Annotated in this window: 14 protein-coding genes; all 14 read right to left on the bottom strand. The window is 71.3% G+C overall.

The features are described from left to right. Positions 1-30: 30 nt before the first annotated feature. The 14 genes from ACWEQG_RS30520 to ACWEQG_RS30455 all read right to left on the bottom strand — a co-directional run bounded on the left by ACWEQG_RS30520 (position 31) and on the right by ACWEQG_RS30455 (position 15,732). Positions 31-759 carry a TIGR03936 family radical SAM-associated protein gene (locus tag ACWEQG_RS30520; RefSeq protein WP_363472058.1) on the bottom strand — a complete coding sequence of 243 codons (729 nt, stop codon included), beginning with the start codon at positions 757-759 and terminating at the stop codon, positions 31-33. A 94-nt stretch (positions 760-853) separates the two neighbouring features. After that, positions 854-2,776: a TIGR03960 family B12-binding radical SAM protein gene (locus ACWEQG_RS30515; RefSeq protein WP_363472056.1), complete on the bottom strand. Its 1,923-nt coding sequence runs from the start codon at positions 2,774-2,776 to the stop codon at positions 854-856. A 49-nt stretch (positions 2,777-2,825) separates the two neighbouring features. Continuing rightward, on the bottom strand, positions 2,826-3,707 hold the full coding sequence (locus tag ACWEQG_RS30510) for a phosphotransferase family protein (protein ID WP_452289987.1): 882 nt from the start codon (positions 3,705-3,707) through the stop codon (positions 2,826-2,828). Between the two features lie 55 nt (positions 3,708-3,762). Further along, the gene (locus ACWEQG_RS30505) at positions 3,763-5,211 is read right to left on the bottom strand and encodes a hypothetical protein (RefSeq protein ID WP_452289985.1); all 1,449 of its coding nucleotides are present in this window, start codon (positions 5,209-5,211) and stop codon (positions 3,763-3,765) included. A gap of 54 nt (positions 5,212-5,265) precedes the next feature. Beyond that, positions 5,266-5,514, bottom strand: a complete 249-nt coding sequence (locus ACWEQG_RS30500; protein WP_452289984.1) for a hypothetical protein — start codon at positions 5,512-5,514, stop codon at positions 5,266-5,268. 168 nt (positions 5,515-5,682) lie between these two features. Continuing rightward, positions 5,683-6,858: a rod shape-determining protein RodA gene (gene rodA, locus ACWEQG_RS30495; protein WP_452289982.1), complete on the bottom strand. Its 1,176-nt coding sequence runs from the start codon at positions 6,856-6,858 to the stop codon at positions 5,683-5,685. Between the two features lie 12 nt (positions 6,859-6,870). Beyond that, complete coding sequence (gene mrdA, locus ACWEQG_RS30490) at positions 6,871-8,928, bottom strand: penicillin-binding protein 2 (RefSeq protein WP_363473473.1); 2,058 nt, start codon at positions 8,926-8,928, stop codon at positions 6,871-6,873. Continuing rightward, the gene (gene mreD / locus ACWEQG_RS30485) at positions 8,925-9,443 is read right to left on the bottom strand and encodes a rod shape-determining protein MreD (protein WP_363473475.1); all 519 of its coding nucleotides are present in this window, start codon (positions 9,441-9,443) and stop codon (positions 8,925-8,927) included. The genes mrdA and mreD overlap by 4 nt, the downstream gene beginning before the upstream one ends. Before the next feature lie 3 nt (positions 9,444-9,446). After that, on the bottom strand, positions 9,447-10,667 hold the full coding sequence (locus ACWEQG_RS30480; RefSeq protein ID WP_452289981.1) for a rod shape-determining protein MreC: 1,221 nt from the start codon (positions 10,665-10,667) through the stop codon (positions 9,447-9,449). Positions 10,668-10,675: 8 nt separating this feature from the next. Beyond that, positions 10,676-11,707, bottom strand: coding sequence for a rod shape-determining protein (locus ACWEQG_RS30475; protein ID WP_169984810.1), 1,032 nt, complete (start codon positions 11,705-11,707; stop codon positions 10,676-10,678). A 219-nt stretch (positions 11,708-11,926) separates the two neighbouring features. Beyond that, a complete protein-coding gene (ndk, locus tag ACWEQG_RS30470) occupies positions 11,927-12,337 on the bottom strand; it encodes a nucleoside-diphosphate kinase (protein ID WP_204055566.1) in 411 nt (136 codons plus the stop codon). 229 nt (positions 12,338-12,566) lie between these two features. Next, the gene (locus ACWEQG_RS30465) at positions 12,567-14,090 is read right to left on the bottom strand and encodes a hypothetical protein (protein ID WP_452289979.1); all 1,524 of its coding nucleotides are present in this window, start codon (positions 14,088-14,090) and stop codon (positions 12,567-12,569) included. Between the two features lie 11 nt (positions 14,091-14,101). Then, positions 14,102-14,452, bottom strand: a complete 351-nt coding sequence (locus ACWEQG_RS30460) for a DUF4233 domain-containing protein (protein WP_182907843.1) — start codon at positions 14,450-14,452, stop codon at positions 14,102-14,104. Continuing rightward, positions 14,449-15,732: a bifunctional folylpolyglutamate synthase/dihydrofolate synthase gene (locus tag ACWEQG_RS30455; RefSeq protein ID WP_452290294.1), complete on the bottom strand. Its 1,284-nt coding sequence runs from the start codon at positions 15,730-15,732 to the stop codon at positions 14,449-14,451. Before ACWEQG_RS30455 ends, ACWEQG_RS30460 begins: the two co-directional genes overlap by 4 nt. Positions 15,733-16,168 lie beyond the last annotated feature (436 nt).

Here is a 16,168-nt window from a genome sequence, read left to right as displayed (position 1 = left end):
GGCTTCCTGTCGGCGCCTCGGCGGCAAGTCTTATCGGTCTCCGCCTGCCCGGTCGAAGGCGAACGGGTCGGCGGGCTCACCGGTCGCGTCGAGCGGCCCCTGCGCCAGCCTGGTCACCGCTGCGGGTGACGGCGGCGCGAAGCCTGCCACGAGACGCAGACCCATGAGCACGTCATCGGGCCGTACGGCAGGTGTTTCGTGCCGAACAACCATACGAAGTATGACACACGGTTGAACGGTCTCCTGACCTGCCGTAATTCCCGGCCCGTCCACTACGGCGAGCGAACGCACCGCCTGGCGGGCGTCGAATCGCCGCATCCCCTTCTTGGTCAGGCGCTCGACCTCCACCTGGCCGGCCGCCAGGAACTCCTTGACCGCCCGCTCGGCCTCGCCCGGATCGGCCCCGGGGAGCCGTAGCTCCCACATCGAGCCCTCCAGCCGGTCGGCCAGGTTCCCGTCCCGCGCCTCCACCACGTCGAGCACGTCCAGCCCCGGCGGCAGCGAGGCGTCGAGGTCGTCGCGAACCCGCCGCGGGTCACACGGCCGGTTCACCCCGATCTCGAGGTACTCGGCCTCGCTCGCCACTCCGGTGGGGGCGGCGCCGGCGTAGGAGATCTTCGGGTGGGGGCTGAAGCCCGCGCTGTAGGCCACCGGGATGCCGGCTCGCCGCACCGCCCTTTCGACGGCACGGGAGATGTCGCGGTGGCTGGTGAAGCGCAGGCGGCCCCGCTTGGCGTAGCGCACACGCAGTCGCTGCACCGTGGGTTCGGGCGCGGGCCCGTCGGGAACGGGTTTCAGAGTTCCGTCGTCCTTCCGGTGTCGGTCGATCGTCTTTCAGGATAGGCCGTGAGCGTCAGATCACGGTGAGTGGCAGCAGTTTTCTGCCCGTGGGGCCGATCTGGATCTCGGTCCCCATGGTGGGGCAGACGCCGCAGTCGTAGCAGGGCGTCCAGCGGCAGTCCTCGACCTCGACCGTGTTCAGCGCGTCCTGCCAGTCCTGCCACAACCACTCGCGGTCGAGGCCGGCGTCGAGGTGGTCCCAGGGAAGCACCTCGTGCTCGTCCCGCTCGCGCGTCGTGTACCAGTCCACGTCGACCGGCTCGTCGGCGAGGGCGCCGTCCGCCGCCGCCATCCACCGTTCGAACGAGAAGTGCTCGCTCCAGCCGTCGAACCGGCCGCCGTCCTCCCAGACGGCGCGGATGACCCTGCCCACGCGGCGGTCGCCCCGCGACAGCAGCCCCTCCACGATCGACGGCTTGCCGTCGTGGTAGCGGTAGCCGATGGCCCTGCCGTACTCCTTGTCGGAGCGCAGGGCGTCGCGCAGCGCGCGCAGCCGGCGGTCCACCGTCTCGTGGTCGCACTGGGCGGCCCACTGGAACGGCGTGTGCGGCTTGGGCACGAACCCGCCGATGGAGACCGTGCAGCGGATGTCCCGCGAACCCGTCGCGTCACGGCCCGCCTTGATGACCTTCTTGGCCAGGTCGGCGATGCCGAGGACGTCCTCGTCCTCCTCGGTCGGGAGCCCGCACATGAAGTAGAGCTTCACCTGCCGCCATCCGTTGGAGTAGGCGGTGGTGACCGTGCGGATCAGGTCCTCCTCGGTGACCATCTTGTTGATCACCTTGCGCATCCGCTCGGATCCGCCCTCCGGCGCGAACGTGAGCCCGGAACGGCGGCCGTTGCGGGACAACTCGTTCGCCAGGTCGATGTTGAACGCGTCGACCCTGGTGGACGGCAGGGACAGGCCGACCTGGCTGCCCTCGTAGCGGTCGGCGAGACCCCTGGTGACGTCGGCGATCTCGGAGTGGTCCGCGCTGGACAGCGACAGCAGCCCGACCTCGCTGAAGCCCGACTCCTTGATCCCCGCCTCGACCATGTCGCCGATCGTGGTGATCGACCGCTCCCGGACCGGACGGGTGATCATCCCCGCCTGGCAGAAGCGGCAGCCCCGGGTGCACCCCCGGAAGATCTCGACGCTGAACCGCTCGTGCACGGTCTCGGCGAGCGGGACCAGCGGTTTCTTCGGGTACGGCCACTCGTCGAGGTCCATGACCGTGTGCTTGAACACCCGCGTCGGCACGCCGTCGCGGTTGGGGACGACGCGCTTGATGCGGCCGTCCGGGTGGTACTCGACGTCATAGAACTTCGGGACGTACACCCCGCCCGTTGAGGCGAGGCGCAGCAGCAACTCGTCGCGGCCGCCGGGCGAGCCCTCGGCCTTCCACTCGCGCAACACCTCGGAGATCGCGATGGCGATCTGCTCGCCGTCGCCGAGCACGGCGGCGTCGAGGAAGTCGGCGATGGGCTCCGGGTTGAACGCGGCATGGCCGCCCGCCAGCACGATCGGGTCCTCGTCGGTGCGGTCCACCGCCTCCAGCGGGATCCCCGCGAGGTCGAGCGCGGTGAGGAGGTTGGTGTAGCCGAGCTCGGTGGCGAACGACACCCCGAGGACGTCGAACGCGCGAACCGGCCGGTGGCCGTCCACGGTGAACTGCGGGACGCCCTCGGACCGCATGAGCGCCTCGAGGTCGGGCCACACCGCGTAGGTGCGCTCCGCCAGCGTCTCGGGCAGCTCGTTGAGGATCTCGTAGAGGATCTGCACCCCCTGGTTGGGCAGGCCGACCTCGTAGGCGTCCGGATACATCAGGGCCCACCGGACGGTCGCCTCGTCCCAGTCCTTGACCGTCGAGTTCAGCTCGCCCCCGACGTACTGGATCGGCTTCTGCACCTTGGGCAGCAGCGGCTCCAGGCGGGGAAACAACGACTCGACAGACATGCCTCCAGGGTATCGGCTCCCGGGAGTGTCCCCTGCGGATCTTCCGGCCTCAGAAGGGGTGCCAGATCCGGTCGTCGCCCGCGCGCAGCGAGGCCAGGCGGTGGCGCAGCTCCGCGTGCGCGCGGTCGTCGCGGTGCCCGATGCGCAGCACGGCCGTCAGCGTCTGGAGCTCCCGGATGTCGCGCAGCACCGGATAACCCGGCCAGTCCCTGACGTCGCATCCGTACGCGCGGGCGAAACCGTCCCGCTGGGCGTCGGACAGGCCGAACCGGGCGCCCTGCAGGGTGGGCACCAGGTCGACCTCGCGCGGCCCGGCGCTGGCCGAGTCCCAGTCGCACAGCAGGATCCGGTCCGCGGTGCGGATCACGTTCCCCCGGTGCGCGTCCCCGTGGACCAGCCCGTACGGCAGGGCGAACTCGACCCGCTCGTAGTACGCCTCCTCCAGCGCCGCGCACCGGTCCAGCAGCCACTCCCGCTCCTCGCCGTCCAGCACGAGGCTGGCCCGTACGGCCCGCCGTACGCGGCCGAAGGGATCGTAGGTCGGCAGCGCGAACGGGACCGGCGGCAGGGAGTGCAGCCACCTCAGCAGCAGGCCGAGCGGGACCGGGTCGCCGTCGTCCGCGCCGTCCTCGTAGTGCCAGAAGGTCGCCAGGCAGCCCTCGACGGCCAGCGGCTGGCGCACGTCGAGCGGCAGCGTGACGGGGAAGCCCTGCTCGTGCAGCCAGCGCGTGACCTTGAGCGAGGTGGCCAGCCTGTCGTACTTGCCGGGGGTGCCGGCCTCCGCCAGGCGGACGACGGCCCCCTCGCCCGGCAGGTGGTAGACCACGTTGGCGAAACTGCGCAGCAACCGTGCTCCGTCGGCGCTGAGCCCGGCCTGTCGGCACGCCTCCGCGAGCGCGGGCGGGGTGCCGGCGACGGTGGAGACACTCATGCCTCCTCCTCGCCTGGCGGCTCGGAGTCGCAATCGATTCGCTCGCTCCGCTCGCTCATCGCAAATCCCCCTCGCCGCCCGGTGCCTCGGAGGAAGCCTCGGGCAGCGCCCGGGCGGCCGACTGGGGCAGGCCGGTCGCGCAGAACGCCTCCAGCCGCCCGGCGAGCTCTCCCCGCACCATCGGCCTGGTGGACTGCAGGGTCTCGGCCAGGCTGTCGATCCTGCGCTCCGGCGGCAGGGCCAGCAGCGGCGTCAGGGCCTGCTCGGCCCCGCCGGGGTCGTCCTCCATCAGGTGGGCGACGGCCAGGTGCGCCCCGGCCATGGCCTCGCAGCCGTACGAGCGGTTCTGGCGGTCCTCCCGCGCGTACAGGCCGAGCGCGGCGCGGGCCTGCTCGATCGCCCGGCCCGCCTGTCCGAGGTGCAGGTGCGTGACCGCCGTGTAGTAGGCGTGCTTGGCGGGCCGGAAGGCGAACTCCCCGGCGAACCCGTCGTGCAGCTCGTCCCCGGTGCCCGCCTCGCGGGCGTCCGCCGCCTTGAGCAGGTCGTCCTCCGCCTCGCGGATCCGGCCGAGCATCGCGCCCGCCCGCGCCCGCAGCATGTGCAGCCGCGCGCCGCCCTGACCCTGGTGCAGGTGGGCGAGGCCGTCCTCGGCGTAGCCCGCCGCGTCCTCGTACCGCCGGTCCCACAGCGCGACCGACGCCTGCATGCCGCGGGCCCAGCCCATGAGGGACCGGTGCCCGGCGATCCTGCCGTACGTCCACGCCGCGCGGGCGAGGTCGTCGGCGGGCACCCGGCGGCCCATGTCCATGCTCGCGTTGGCCATCAGCCCGCACAGCGTCCCGGCCAGGAAGAACAGCTCGCCGGCCTGGGCCGGGTGGACGCGCCGCTCCAGCGCCCGGCGGGTCTGCTCCTGCAGCGCCCGCATCTCCACGAACAGCGGCAGCGGCGCCTCCCAGACGTACCGGCGGGACAGCCATATCACCTGCGTGCGCAGCCGTTCCAGCGCGCTGTCGCCGATCTCGCTCGTCTCCGCCCGCTCGGCGTGCTCGCTCGCCTCCCGGGCGGCGGCGCTGATCAGGTCGGGCGCGGTACGCCGCCGCCAGGTCCCGGGATCGCGCATCTCCGGCGGCGTGTAGTCCTTGGCGAACCCGAGCTGCACCGGGCCCGTCTCGAACAGGCGGCACAGCAGGTCGGTGTAGTCGCGGTCGGGCCGCGCCCCGGCCTCCCACTCCCGCCAGGACCGCTCGCTCAGCCCCCTGCGTTTGATCTGCTCGCGGTCGCACATCGCGTGGAAGCGCTCGATCGCCTCCTCCACCGTCCACCCGTACGCCAGACGCAGGCACTTGAAACGGGCCAGCCGCGGGCAGCACAGGTGGATCTCGTCGGCGATCTGATGGAAGACCGCGGTCGTCGGCGGCTCCCGGAGAGCGGCGAGAGTGCGCTCGCGGATGCCGCCGGCGATCTGGATGGCGGACCGGTCCCCGCCGCGTGAGGGTGTCGTCATCGGCTCTCCCAGTGGTGACACCCGCACGCTAACGCCGTACGTGTCACGAACCGGTCACCTCGCGCACTGCGAGTCCCTCTCCATCGAGCGGAGAGGAATGATGGTGCCGCCGCTGCGCAGCTGGGCCGTGAAGAGCTGGCCGCACAGGCTCGCCGGCGTCTCGGCGAACCACACCGTCGGCGGGTCGCCCGCGGCCGCGGCGGCCCACCTCCCGCCGCCGTACACGATCCGGTAGTCGGGGAAGGCCGTGCGCAGCAGGTCAAGGGCGCGCTGGCGTTCCCGCGCCTCGTCGTCCGGAGTCACCGTTCCTCCGTAAGGGTTCGTTCAGCCCCCGAACCTGTTCCGTTCCCATGATGTTCGCCGCGTGGTGCGGGCACCAGTGAGAGCCGGGATCCGGCACCCTGCGGACGGCTCTCATGCGAGACCGCGAGAACACGGGGAACACGGGGAACACGGAGAGCACGGCGAACGTCAGACCGGTCGCGATCTCAGATGGATCGCCTGCAGGATGGCGATCGCCGTCATGTTCGCGAACGTCGCGGTGCCGCCGTAGGAGACGAACGGCAGCGGCACGCCGGTGATCGGCATGATGCCGATCGTCATGCCGACGTTGACGAGCGTCTGGAAGGCCAGCCACGCGACGATGCCGGCCGAGACGAGCGCGCTGAACCGGTCGCCGCACATCCGCGCGATCCGCGCGCCGCGCAACAGCACCACGCCGAGCAGGGCGACCACGGTGACCGACCCGACGAAGCCGAGTTCCTCACCCGCGACGGTGAAGATGAAGTCGGTGTGCTGCTCGGGCACGAACCGTCCCGTGGTCTGGCCGCCGTGGAACAGGCCCTTGCCGAACACCTCGCCCGACCCGATCGCCACCAGCGCCTGCGTGCTGTTGTATCCCACGCCGCGCGGGTCGCTGGACGGGTCGATGAGCGCGGTGAACCGGGCCACCTGGTACGGCTTGAGCAGCCCCAGCGACCACACCGCCACCGCCGCGAGGCCCGTGAGCAGCACCCCGGCCACGACCCAGCGCTTGCGTATCCCGGAGAAGACGATGATCGCGCCGGTGGTCGCCATCAGCACCATGGTGGTGCCGAGGTCGGGCTGCAGCATGACCAGCGCCGCCGCGGCGCCCGCCGCCGCGAGGGACAGCGCGAGACCGGCGGCTCTCGGCCGGTCCTTGGTCTTCTTCCCCTTCTCCGACGTCGGGGCCAGCAGCCGCGCCAGCATCACCACCAGCGCCGGCTTCATCAGCTCGGCCGGCTGCAGGGCGAAGCCCCCGCCCAGCAGGATCCACGAGTGGTGGCCGTTGATCGTCGACCCCATCGGGCTGATGACCAGGATCAGCCCGAGGACGGCGATGCCGTACAGGACCGGCGCGTACGTGCGCAGCCAGCGGTAGTCGGTCACCGCGACCGCGCTGTAGAGAGCCACACCGATGAGCAGGTTGAGCACGTGCTTCTTGGCCATGCCCGTCGGCTCGATCGACGACCAGGTGCGGGTGGCCGACCACACCAGGAGCGTGCCGACCGCGCTGAGCGCGACCACCGCCCCGAACAGGAGCCAGTCCATCCGCCAGACGACCGATCCCCGCCCGACGACCCGGCTCGCGAACGACCTCCGCCGTATTCCGATGGCCTCAGTCATGGCAGGCCCGCCTCACTGCGTGTTGTCGCGGCTGATGGCCGGCAGCCGCGTCACCGGTTTGCCGTCCGGAAGCGCCGGCTTGACCGGCTTGCCGTTGTCCCCCTTGCCCAGGCCGAAGATGCCCTCCCAGATGCGCCGCACGGCGGGCGCGGCGGTCGAGGCGCCGAAGCCGCCCTGCGCGACCATGACCACGGTGACCAGCCGCGGATTGTCCGCGGGCGCGAAGGACGCGAACCACGACGTGTCCTCCTTGCCGTAGACCTCCGCCGTACCGGTCTTGCCGCCGATCTTGACGACGTTGAACGGGAAGCCGCGGAACGCGCCCGCCGCCGTGCCGTCCGAGGGCACCTCGCTGAGCGCCTTGCGGATGTACTCCCGCGTCTCGTCGTTGATCGGCAGGTGTGCCTCGACCGGGACCGGGATCTCCTGCTTCAGCGTGCCGTCCGGACGCATCAGCGCCCAGCCGATCCGCGGGCTGCGCACGTTGCCGTCGCCCAGCAGCGCCGCGTACGCCCGGGCGAGCTGGAGGGGGGTGACGAGCACGTCACCCTGGCCGATCGAGAGGTTGACCGCCTCGTAGGCGTGGAAGATCGCGCCCTCCACGCAGTTCTCGTGGGCCAGCCGCTTGGCGAACGAGGCCCGGCTCTGGTCCTTCATCTCCGGATAGCCGGTCTTGGCCCGCTTGCACATCTCGTCCTTCGTCGAGCTCCACAGGTCGCGCTTCCAGCCCCGGGTGGGGATGCGTCCGGCGGACTCGCCCGGCAGGTCGACGCCCGTACGGCGGCCGAAGCCGTAGGCCTTCGCCATGTTCGGCATCGGCTCCTTGACCTTGGACTTGGGCGTCTTGCCGCCGTCTCGCAGCCACTCCTCGTACCCGGCCCGGTAGAACACGGTGTCGCACGACTTGACCAGCGCCTCGTGCAGCGAGATCGCGCCGAGACTCATGCCGCCCGCGTTGGGGTACGCCCGGCCCTCGACCGTGTAGGCGCCCGGGCACTGGTAGGTGCCGTGCAGCGGCTGACCATCCGCGACCATCGCCGACACCGAGCTGATCTTGAACGTGGAACCCGGGGCGTACTCGCCGGCGATCGCCCGCGACACCAGTGGCTTGCCCGACTTGTCCGACAACAGCCGGCGGTAGTCCTTCTCCGCGATGCCGCCCGTCCAGACCCTGGGGTCGTACGTCGGCCGGCTGGCCATCGCGACCACGCGGCCGGTCTTCACGTCGAGCACCACGCCGGCGGCGCCGTCCGAGTTCGGCACCTCCTGCATGGCCTGGTCGAGCGACTTCTCGACGATGCGCTGCACGTTGGCGTCGATGCTGGTCACCAGGATGTCGCCGGGAACCGGATTGGACTGCTGGTTGACCGTGATGACCTTGCCCATCCGGTCGACCTGCACGTTGCGCAGGCCCGGTGCGCCGCGCAGGGCCGAGTCGTAGGTTCGCTCCAGCCCGTCGCGGCCGGTGAGGTCGACACCCGAGTAGTTGGCCTTGAGACCCTCCCGTTTCTCCAGCTCGCTCTGTGTCACCGGCTGCAGATAGCCGAGGAGCTGGGCGGCGTCCTTGCCGTTCGGATAGTCGCGAATCGCCTGGATGTCGGCCGTGACGCCCGGGAAGTCCTCCTGGCGTTCCAGGATCTGCAGCGCCGCCCGCGGGTTGACGTTGTTGGCCACCGGGATCGGCGTGTACGGCGAGCCGGGCCAGCACGGACGGCTGACGCCGGGCCCGCATGCCCGGATCTCCTGCTTCAGCTTCGACAGCGGCACCTTCAGCACGGCGGACAGGCGACGGAGCACCGCGTCGCCGCCGTCCCGCATCCGCTCCAGCCGGCCGCGGTCCACGGAGACCACCAGCGTCGTGCGGTTACGCACGAGCGGGCGGCCGGCGGAGTCGAGGATCGCCCCCCGCAGGGCGGGGACCCGCACCTCGCGGGTGCGCGTCTCCGTCGCGACCGTGACGAAGCGCGACCCCTGCACCACCTGGACCTGCCACAGCCGGACGACGAGCACCACGATCATGGCGATGACCAGCACCTGCAGGACGAGCAGGCGCCCCCGCAAACGTGTCATGCCGTCCCCCGTCTCCAGCTCGGCACGAGCTCGCCACCGCCCGCGCGCCTCCGGTGGCCGCCGTGCATGACCTTGACCGCCCGGAGCACCAGCGGAGCGGCCACGAGATTGCAGATCGCGGCCCGGGGCCAGGCCGCGGCCAGCACCGGCCACGTGATCCCCGGGGCGCCGAGCAGCGCGCCCAGACCGGCCACCATGCCGGGCGCGATCACGGCGCACGCCGCCACCGCGGGCAGCGGCAGGCGCTCTCCCACACGGCCCGCCGCGTAGCCCAGGAAGCACAGGACCAGCGCGTACTGGCCCAGTGTGTGGTTGGAGGGCGGCAGCAGGTCGTAGGCGAGCCCTCCGCAGAAGCCGATCACCGCGCCGGGTACGGCTCCGCGCCTGGTGGCGAGTGCGGCGACCGTCAGGAGCACCAGGTCCGGCGCCCACGAGAACAGCAGCCGGTTCACCACGCTGACCTGCAGCACCAGAGCGACGAAGAGCAGCAGCGCGGCGACGAGGTTGCGGGCCATCGTTCAGTTCCTCCCGCCGCGGCCGTCGTCCGCCCGGGTGCCGTCGTCTTCCACGGTGCCGTCGTGCTCCCGGGGCGCGCGCCGAGGCGCCGTCCCGGCGGAGTCGGTCTCCCGCCCCGCGCGCGGCTCCTGCATGGGCGGCTCCTGTACGGGCGGCTCCTGCGCCTCCCCGTCCACGGCCTGCGTACCGTGCCGGCCGCGCCGCTCCTGCGCCGCCTCGGGCCGGCCCTCGCCCGTGCCGCGGCCCCGGTCGCCGAGCCCCCACTCGGCCTCCAGCGACGCGCGCCCCTGCCCGCGGCCGTCGTCGCCGCGCCGCTGCCGGTCCTCACGCGCCGGCTTCGGCGGCTGCGGCTTCGGCGGCAGCACCGCGTCGCGCGGATCACGCTTCGGCGCCGCGACCACCACGCCGACGACGTCCAGCGCGGAGAAGTCGGTGAAGGGCCGCGCGTACGCCGTCCGGGTCACCTCACCCGGCGTGTTGTCCACCCGCTCGACCACGCCGATCGGCACGCCCGGGGCGTACGGCCTGCTCTGCTGCGAACCGAACGAGACGATCCGGCGGCCCACGCCGATCGGAACGGTGGAGTCGAGCAGGCGGAACCTGACGAGGTTGCCGCCTCCGCCCGCCTCGCCGAGGCCGCTCACGACGCCGAGCTCGTTGCCGCCTTCCAGCCGCGCCCCCGCCGAAAGGGCAGGGTCGGTCAGCAGGGCCACCGTCGAGCTGACCGGGCCCGCCTGGACGACGCGGCCGACCAGCCCCACGTCGCTCAGCACCGTCATGTCGGGCCGGATCCCGTCGCCGGTGCCGGCGTCGATCTCGACCGTGTCCTCGAAACCCGCCACCGTACGCCGCGCGACGACCTGGGCCCCGACGACGCGGTAGCGGCCGAGCCCCGCCAGCCCGAGCATGCGGTCCAGTTTCTCGGCCCGCGCCCGGTCGAGCCGCTGCGCCGACACCTCGTCCCGCAGCTGCGCGTTCTCCTTGCGCAGGTCGGTGATGACGCGCCGGGCCGAGGGCGCGTCACGCAGCATGCCGACGAAGCCGGTGATCGGGCGGGTCACGGCGGCGCCGACGCGTTCGGCCTTCCCGAACACGGCGCCCACGGTGTCGCGCACCGGGCCGAGGACGTGGTCGTTCCCGGCCCGGTGATCCACGGTGATGAGGATCAGCGCCACGGCGAGGAGGAGTCCGAGAATCAGACGGGCGCGGCGGGTGTCTCTCATGACGCTCCTTAGTTGCGGGGCTCCGGCACGAGCACCTGCTGGAGGGCTTCAAAGTCCTCCACGCACCGCCCGGAGCCGAGCGCGACCGAGTCGAGCGCGTTCTCGGCCAGATGGACCGGCATGCCGGTCTCCTCGCGCAACCGGTCGACCATGCCGCGCAGCAGGGCGCCGCCACCGGTCACGGCGATGCCCCGGTCCATGAGGTCGCCGGAGAGCTCCGGCGGGCACTTGTCCAGCGTGGACTTCACCGCGTCCACTACCGCGTTGACCGGCTCGGCGATCGACCGGCGGATCTCCTCGGCGCTGATGACGACCGTCTTCGGCAGGCCGCTGACCAGATCGCGGCCGCGCACCTCGGCGTGGAAGTCCTCCCCCGTGACGCACGCGGACCCAACGGCGATCTTGACCTCCTCCGCCGTGCGCTCCCCGAGCATCAAGGAGTACTCCTTCTTCGCGAAGGCGATGACCGCCTGGTCGAGTTCGTCGCCCCCGACGCGGATCGACTGGCTGGTCACGATGCCGCCCATCGAGATGATGGCCACCTCGGTGGTGCCGCCGCCGATGTCGACGACCATGTTCCCGGTCGGCTCGTGGACCGGCAGGCCGGCGCCGATCGCGGCCGCCATCGGTTCCTCGATGATGTACACGCGGCGGGCCCCTGCCTGATAGCCCGCTTCCTTCACCGCGCGTTGCTCCACCGCGGTGATGCCACTCGGCACGGCCACGATGATGCGCGGGCGCACGAAGTGGCGGCGTTTGTGAATCTTCTGGATGAAGTACCGCAGCATCCGCTCGGTCACATCGAAATCCGCGATGACACCGTCCCTCAGGGGACGGATCGCGACGATGTTTCCGGGCGTCCGCCCGATCATCCGCTTCGCTTCTATTCCAACTGCCACGATCTTTCCAGTCGTGACGTTGATGGCGACGACGGACGGCTCGTTCAGGACGATGCCGCGCCCTCGGACGTAGACGAGAGTGTTCGCCGTGCCAAGGTCGACAGCCATGTCACGGCCCAGGAATGTCAGCTTGCTGCCCATGCGGAAGGAAGCCTTCCTTCAGGTGGTTAGCGGTTACCGGGTTCAGCGGGTGTGCGGGATGACGCATCGCATTCGAATCGTAACGGCACGTGCTCATCACTGGGCACATCGCGCTCTCAAGCCCCCGGAAAAACCGGCGTCCCCCCGCCTAAGCTCGGTCACCACCTGGAAAAACACGAGAGGCCCCGGTTTAAACCGGGGCCTCTCGTGCGGCAAGGACTAGAAACGGTCCGGAAAGAAAATCTTGATTTCCCGGGCGGCGGACTCCGGCGAATCGGAGCCGTGGACGACGTTCTCGCCGATCTCCAGGGCGTGGTCGCCGCGGATGGTGCCGGGCGCGGACTTCACCGGGTCGGTCAGGCCGGCCAGGGCGCGGAACGCCTCGACCGCCCGCGGGCCCTCGAGCACCAGCGCGACCAGCGGGCCGCCGGTGATGAACTCCACCAGCTCGCCGAAGAACGGGCGCTCGGAGTGCTCGGCGTAGTGGGCCTTGGCCGTCTCGGCGTCGAGCGTGCGCAGGTCCATCGCCACGATCTTGAGGCCCTTGCGCTCGATGCGGCCGATGACGTCCCCGATGAGACCGCGACGGACCCCGTCGGGCTTGATCAGGACAAGCGTACGCTCGGACACGGTCTGTTCTCCTAAGGTCGTTGCTGAGGCTCACGTGGCGTCGTGCTCGCCGTACGGTGACCCGTGCAGGTCGCGGGCGCACCCGTCAAGCATCTGGAGCTCCGGCTGGGGAACTCCGTACGCAACGGCAGCTTACCGGTCCGCGAACGCCGCTCCGATCGGGCGAGGCCGGGTGTCGCCGGCACGACGGGCCCGGCCGGCGAGGTCGACCGGCGAGGTCGACCGGCGTTCAGTAGGCGGGCCTCTCGTCCCCACGGGCGCCGTCGTCCTCCTCCGGGGACGGCGTCGGCGCGGGGATCACCACCTGGTCGTTCCCCGGCGCGGCGGCGGCCCTCCGGGTCAGGACGGCGGAGAGCACGATCACACCGACCACGACGAAACCGCCGATCTGCGCCCACATGTGCAGCGCGTCGATGAACCCCTCGACCAGGGCGTTCCCGTTGCCTCGCGCGGTCTCGGCGGCGTCACGCAGCCGGTTCACCTGGATGCCGGTACCGAGCAGGAAGCCCGCGAGCACGGCCGGGAAGCACAGGGACAGGCCCAGCATCGCCGAGCCCAGACCCGCCGTGCGGAACGCGCCGACCAACGCGACCGCCGATCCCACGGCCAGCAGCACGAACGGCACCACCAGCGGCGTGCCGGACGGCGCCGGCACCAGCAGCCAGGTCGCGCACAGGCCCGCGACGACGGCCGCGAGACCGAGGGCCGTCATCCGGTCCGTGAACGCATCCGGCGCCCGGCCTGCGAGGACGGCGGCCGCGAGCGCGGCAAGCGCGGCCACCAGGAACGGCACCCACAGGCCCTTGAGGCCGGGACCGCCCAGTGGGCCGCCGAGCTCGATGTAGGTCATCTGCGCGGCCGTCGGCAGCACCACCAGCCCGACCGCGACGTTCACGAACGCGAGCGTACGGCCGCCCTGCCCCTCGAACGTGCCGAGCGCCGCGAGGCCCAGCATCGCCACGACGGCGAGCGCCGCGGCGGCGACGACCAGGCGCGGCGGCCAGTCGAAGGTGATCCCGACGCCCAGCACCGCGATGGCCGCCGCCGGCACGATGGCCAGCGCGAGCCGCCCGCGCTCGGCCGACGTCGGCCGGTTCGCGGGCAGGATCTCCCCCTCGGCCCGCGTCCCGCCGTCACCGGAGATCATCCAGAGCACCAGGTACGCCGCGGCGAGGGCCAGCGCCACTCCGGTGAGCAGCGGGTACGGCTGGAGGGTGACCTGCCACGAGGTCACGTCGCGGATCGCCCACAGGGCGAGCGCCTGGGCCGTCAGCAACGAGGCGGCGAGCGCGCCCGCCCAGATCGGCAGCAGCACCCGGCGCCGGGAACGCTCGGCGACCGCGACCAGGGTGGCCGGCACGAGCATGCCCGCGCCGACCCCGTGGAGCACGCGCAGCACGCCGACCAGCGCGACGGTGTCGGTGTACCCCCCGGCGACGTCGGCGAGCGCGAGCAGCGTGAGCCCCGCCACGAGGATCGGCGCCGCGCGGAACCTGCGCACCGCGACCGCGGCGAGCGGCACGGTCACCAGCATGGCGGGCAACGCCAGGCCGTGCGCGCGGATCATGTCGACCTGCGACACGCCCGGCGGCAGCAGCGCCGCCACGACGGAGATCGTGTTCGGGATGGCGACGAGCGCCAGAGGAAGGGCCACCAGGGTGAGCAGCCCGATGACGACGTCGACCAGCAGAGGGACGCGCACGGCACGGACCGGCGCGGCGGTCCGAGCCTGCGGTACGGGAGGGACGGCCATGGTTGCCGACTTTAGCGCTTCGTCGTCCCTTCGACACGGCGAGCGACGAAGATGGCAGTTATCCACAGGGCGGCGAAGATCACCCCGAGGAAGAACATGACCGGGACGAGGAATCCTGTGGCGATTGTCAGGACCTCAAGCACAGTGCCCGCGATGTACGCGGAAGGGCGTTTCAGCATGCCGACGACCACCACGCACAGGACGGCGAGCCCGAGCCCGACGGTCAGCGCGAGCGGTGCGGACACATGGTTGATGGTGATCGCGACCGGACTGATGAGCGCCACGACGATCGCCTGCATCCCGAGGACGCTCGCGCAGAGCCGGCGCATACCCGGGGTGACCTCGAACACGCCGCTGCTCATTTCGCGACCTTGAGGAGGATGCGCGCGTCTCCCGCCGTCACGACCGAGCCGGTGATGAGGACGCCGGAGCCGAACTCGTCACCCTGGTCCGCCAGCGCGACGCCGGTGTCGATGGCGTCGTCGAGCCGGTCCTCCACATGGACGCGATCCGGGCCGAAGACCGCCTCCGCGCGGGCCGCCAGGTCGTCCGGGCTCAGCGACCGCGAAGAGGAGTTACAGGTGACCACGATCTCCTCGGCCACCGGTTCCAGCAGGTCCAGGATCGTGTCCACGTCCTTGTCCGCCATCACGGCCACCACCGCGACGAGCCGGGTGAACCCGAACGCCTCGGTCATGGCCTCGATCGTCGCCTCCATGCCCGCGGGATTGTGCGCCGCGTCGACCAGGACGGTCGGGCCACGCCGCACGACCTCCAGCCGTCCAGGGCTCTTCACCTGGGCGAACCCCTGCCGTACGACCTCATCGCCCAGCGGGTCGTCACCGGCCGTCAGCGCCTCCACCGCGGCCAGGGCCCCGGCCGCGTTGCCCGCCTGGTGTGCGCCGTACAGCGGCAGGAACACCTCCTCGTACACACCCTTCAAGCCCTTGAGCTGGAGCATCTGGCCGCCCATGGCCAGCTCGCGATGCAGCACGCCGAACTCCAGCCCCTCGCGGGCCACCACCGCGCCGACCTCCGCCGCCCGCCGCATCAGCACCTCGGCGGCGGGCAGCGGCTGCTGCGCCAGCACGGCCGTCGCCTTGGGCTTGATGATGCCGGCCTTCTCACCGGCGATGGTCGCGACGTCCGGTCCCAAGTAGTCGGTGTGGTCGAGCGAAACAGGCGTGACGACCGCGACAGTCCCGTCCGCGACGTTCGTCGCGTCCCAGGTGCCGCCCATTCCGGTCTCGATCACCGCGACGTCCACGGGAGCGTCCGCGAACGCCGCGTACGCCATCCCCGTCAGCACCTCGAAGAAGCTCAGCCTGCCCACCTTGGCGTCGATCATCTCCAGGTAGGGGGCGATGTCCTCGTACACCTCGGCGAACCGCTCCTCCGACAAGGGCTCGCCGTCGATCACGATCCGCTCGCGCATCGACTGCAGATGAGGGCTCGTATAGCGGCCCACCCGCAGGTTACGCTCGCGCAGGAGAGCCTCGACCATCCGCGCGGTGCTCGTCTTCCCGTTGGTGCCCGCGATGTGAACGACCTTGTACGAGTTCTGGGGATCGCCGAGGATCTCCATCAACGCGGTGATCCGGTCAAGAGTGGGGCTGAAATCCCACTCCACTCCCCGTGCCATGATCGCTTGCTCGACGGCTCGATATTCCACGACCCTCAGCGTACGGGACCCCGCACCCGCCCTTTCACAAGGCAGTAGGCCACGTGACCGCCGATGTGAGCGCCAATCCGCGCGGTCCTGTCGCGGCGTGTTCATGCGCTGTGCGGCGCAGAACCTGGGACGCGGGGGGCCTGGCCGTGAGGGACACAGGGCAGCTGCGAGACGTGGGACCAGGGATCGGGGGGGACTGTCGTGAGGGTGACGATGATCTGGGCGTGCTGAGGCTCGGTGACGGATCCGGGTGTGGTGAGGGTGAGTGACGATGATCCGGGTGTGGTGAGGGTGAGTGACGGTTATCTGGCTGGGGGTTGGTCACTGCGCCGGCCGGAAGGTCCGGTCCTCGCGAAGCCCGCTTCGCTGGGCCTTCGCTGCGGTCCTCCCTCCCGCCCGCTCCGCT

The organism is Microbispora sp. NPDC004025 (genome assembly GCF_053604425.1).
This window is presented reverse-complemented; position numbering and strand designations above follow the sequence as displayed.

Excerpts from the sequence above, each read along its gene's own strand:
- ACWEQG_RS30515 (WP_363472056.1), bottom strand. The coding sequence starts at position 2,776 with ATGTCTGTCGAGTCGTTGTTTCCCCGCCTGGAGCCGCTGCTGCCCAAG.
- ACWEQG_RS30510 (WP_452289987.1), bottom strand. The coding sequence starts at position 3,707 with ATGAGTGTCTCCACCGTCGCCGGCACCCCGCCCGCGCTCGCGGAGGCG.
- ACWEQG_RS30505 (WP_452289985.1), bottom strand. The coding sequence starts at position 5,211 with ATGACGACACCCTCACGCGGCGGGGACCGGTCCGCCATCCAGATCGCC.
- rodA (WP_452289982.1), bottom strand. The coding sequence starts at position 6,858 with ATGACTGAGGCCATCGGAATACGGCGGAGGTCGTTCGCGAGCCGGGTC.
- mrdA (WP_363473473.1), bottom strand. The coding sequence starts at position 8,928 with ATGACACGTTTGCGGGGGCGCCTGCTCGTCCTGCAGGTGCTGGTCATC.
- mreD (WP_363473475.1), bottom strand. The coding sequence starts at position 9,443 with ATGGCCCGCAACCTCGTCGCCGCGCTGCTGCTCTTCGTCGCTCTGGTG.
- ACWEQG_RS30480 (WP_452289981.1), bottom strand. The coding sequence starts at position 10,667 with ATGAGAGACACCCGCCGCGCCCGTCTGATTCTCGGACTCCTCCTCGCC.
- ACWEQG_RS30475 (WP_169984810.1), bottom strand. The coding sequence starts at position 11,707 with ATGGGCAGCAAGCTGACATTCCTGGGCCGTGACATGGCTGTCGACCTT.
- ACWEQG_RS30465 (WP_452289979.1), bottom strand. The coding sequence starts at position 14,090 with ATGGCCGTCCCTCCCGTACCGCAGGCTCGGACCGCCGCGCCGGTCCGT.
- ACWEQG_RS30460 (WP_182907843.1), bottom strand. The coding sequence starts at position 14,452 with ATGAGCAGCGGCGTGTTCGAGGTCACCCCGGGTATGCGCCGGCTCTGC.
- ACWEQG_RS30455 (WP_452290294.1), bottom strand. The coding sequence starts at position 15,732 with ATGGCACGGGGAGTGGAGTGGGATTTCAGCCCCACTCTTGACCGGATC.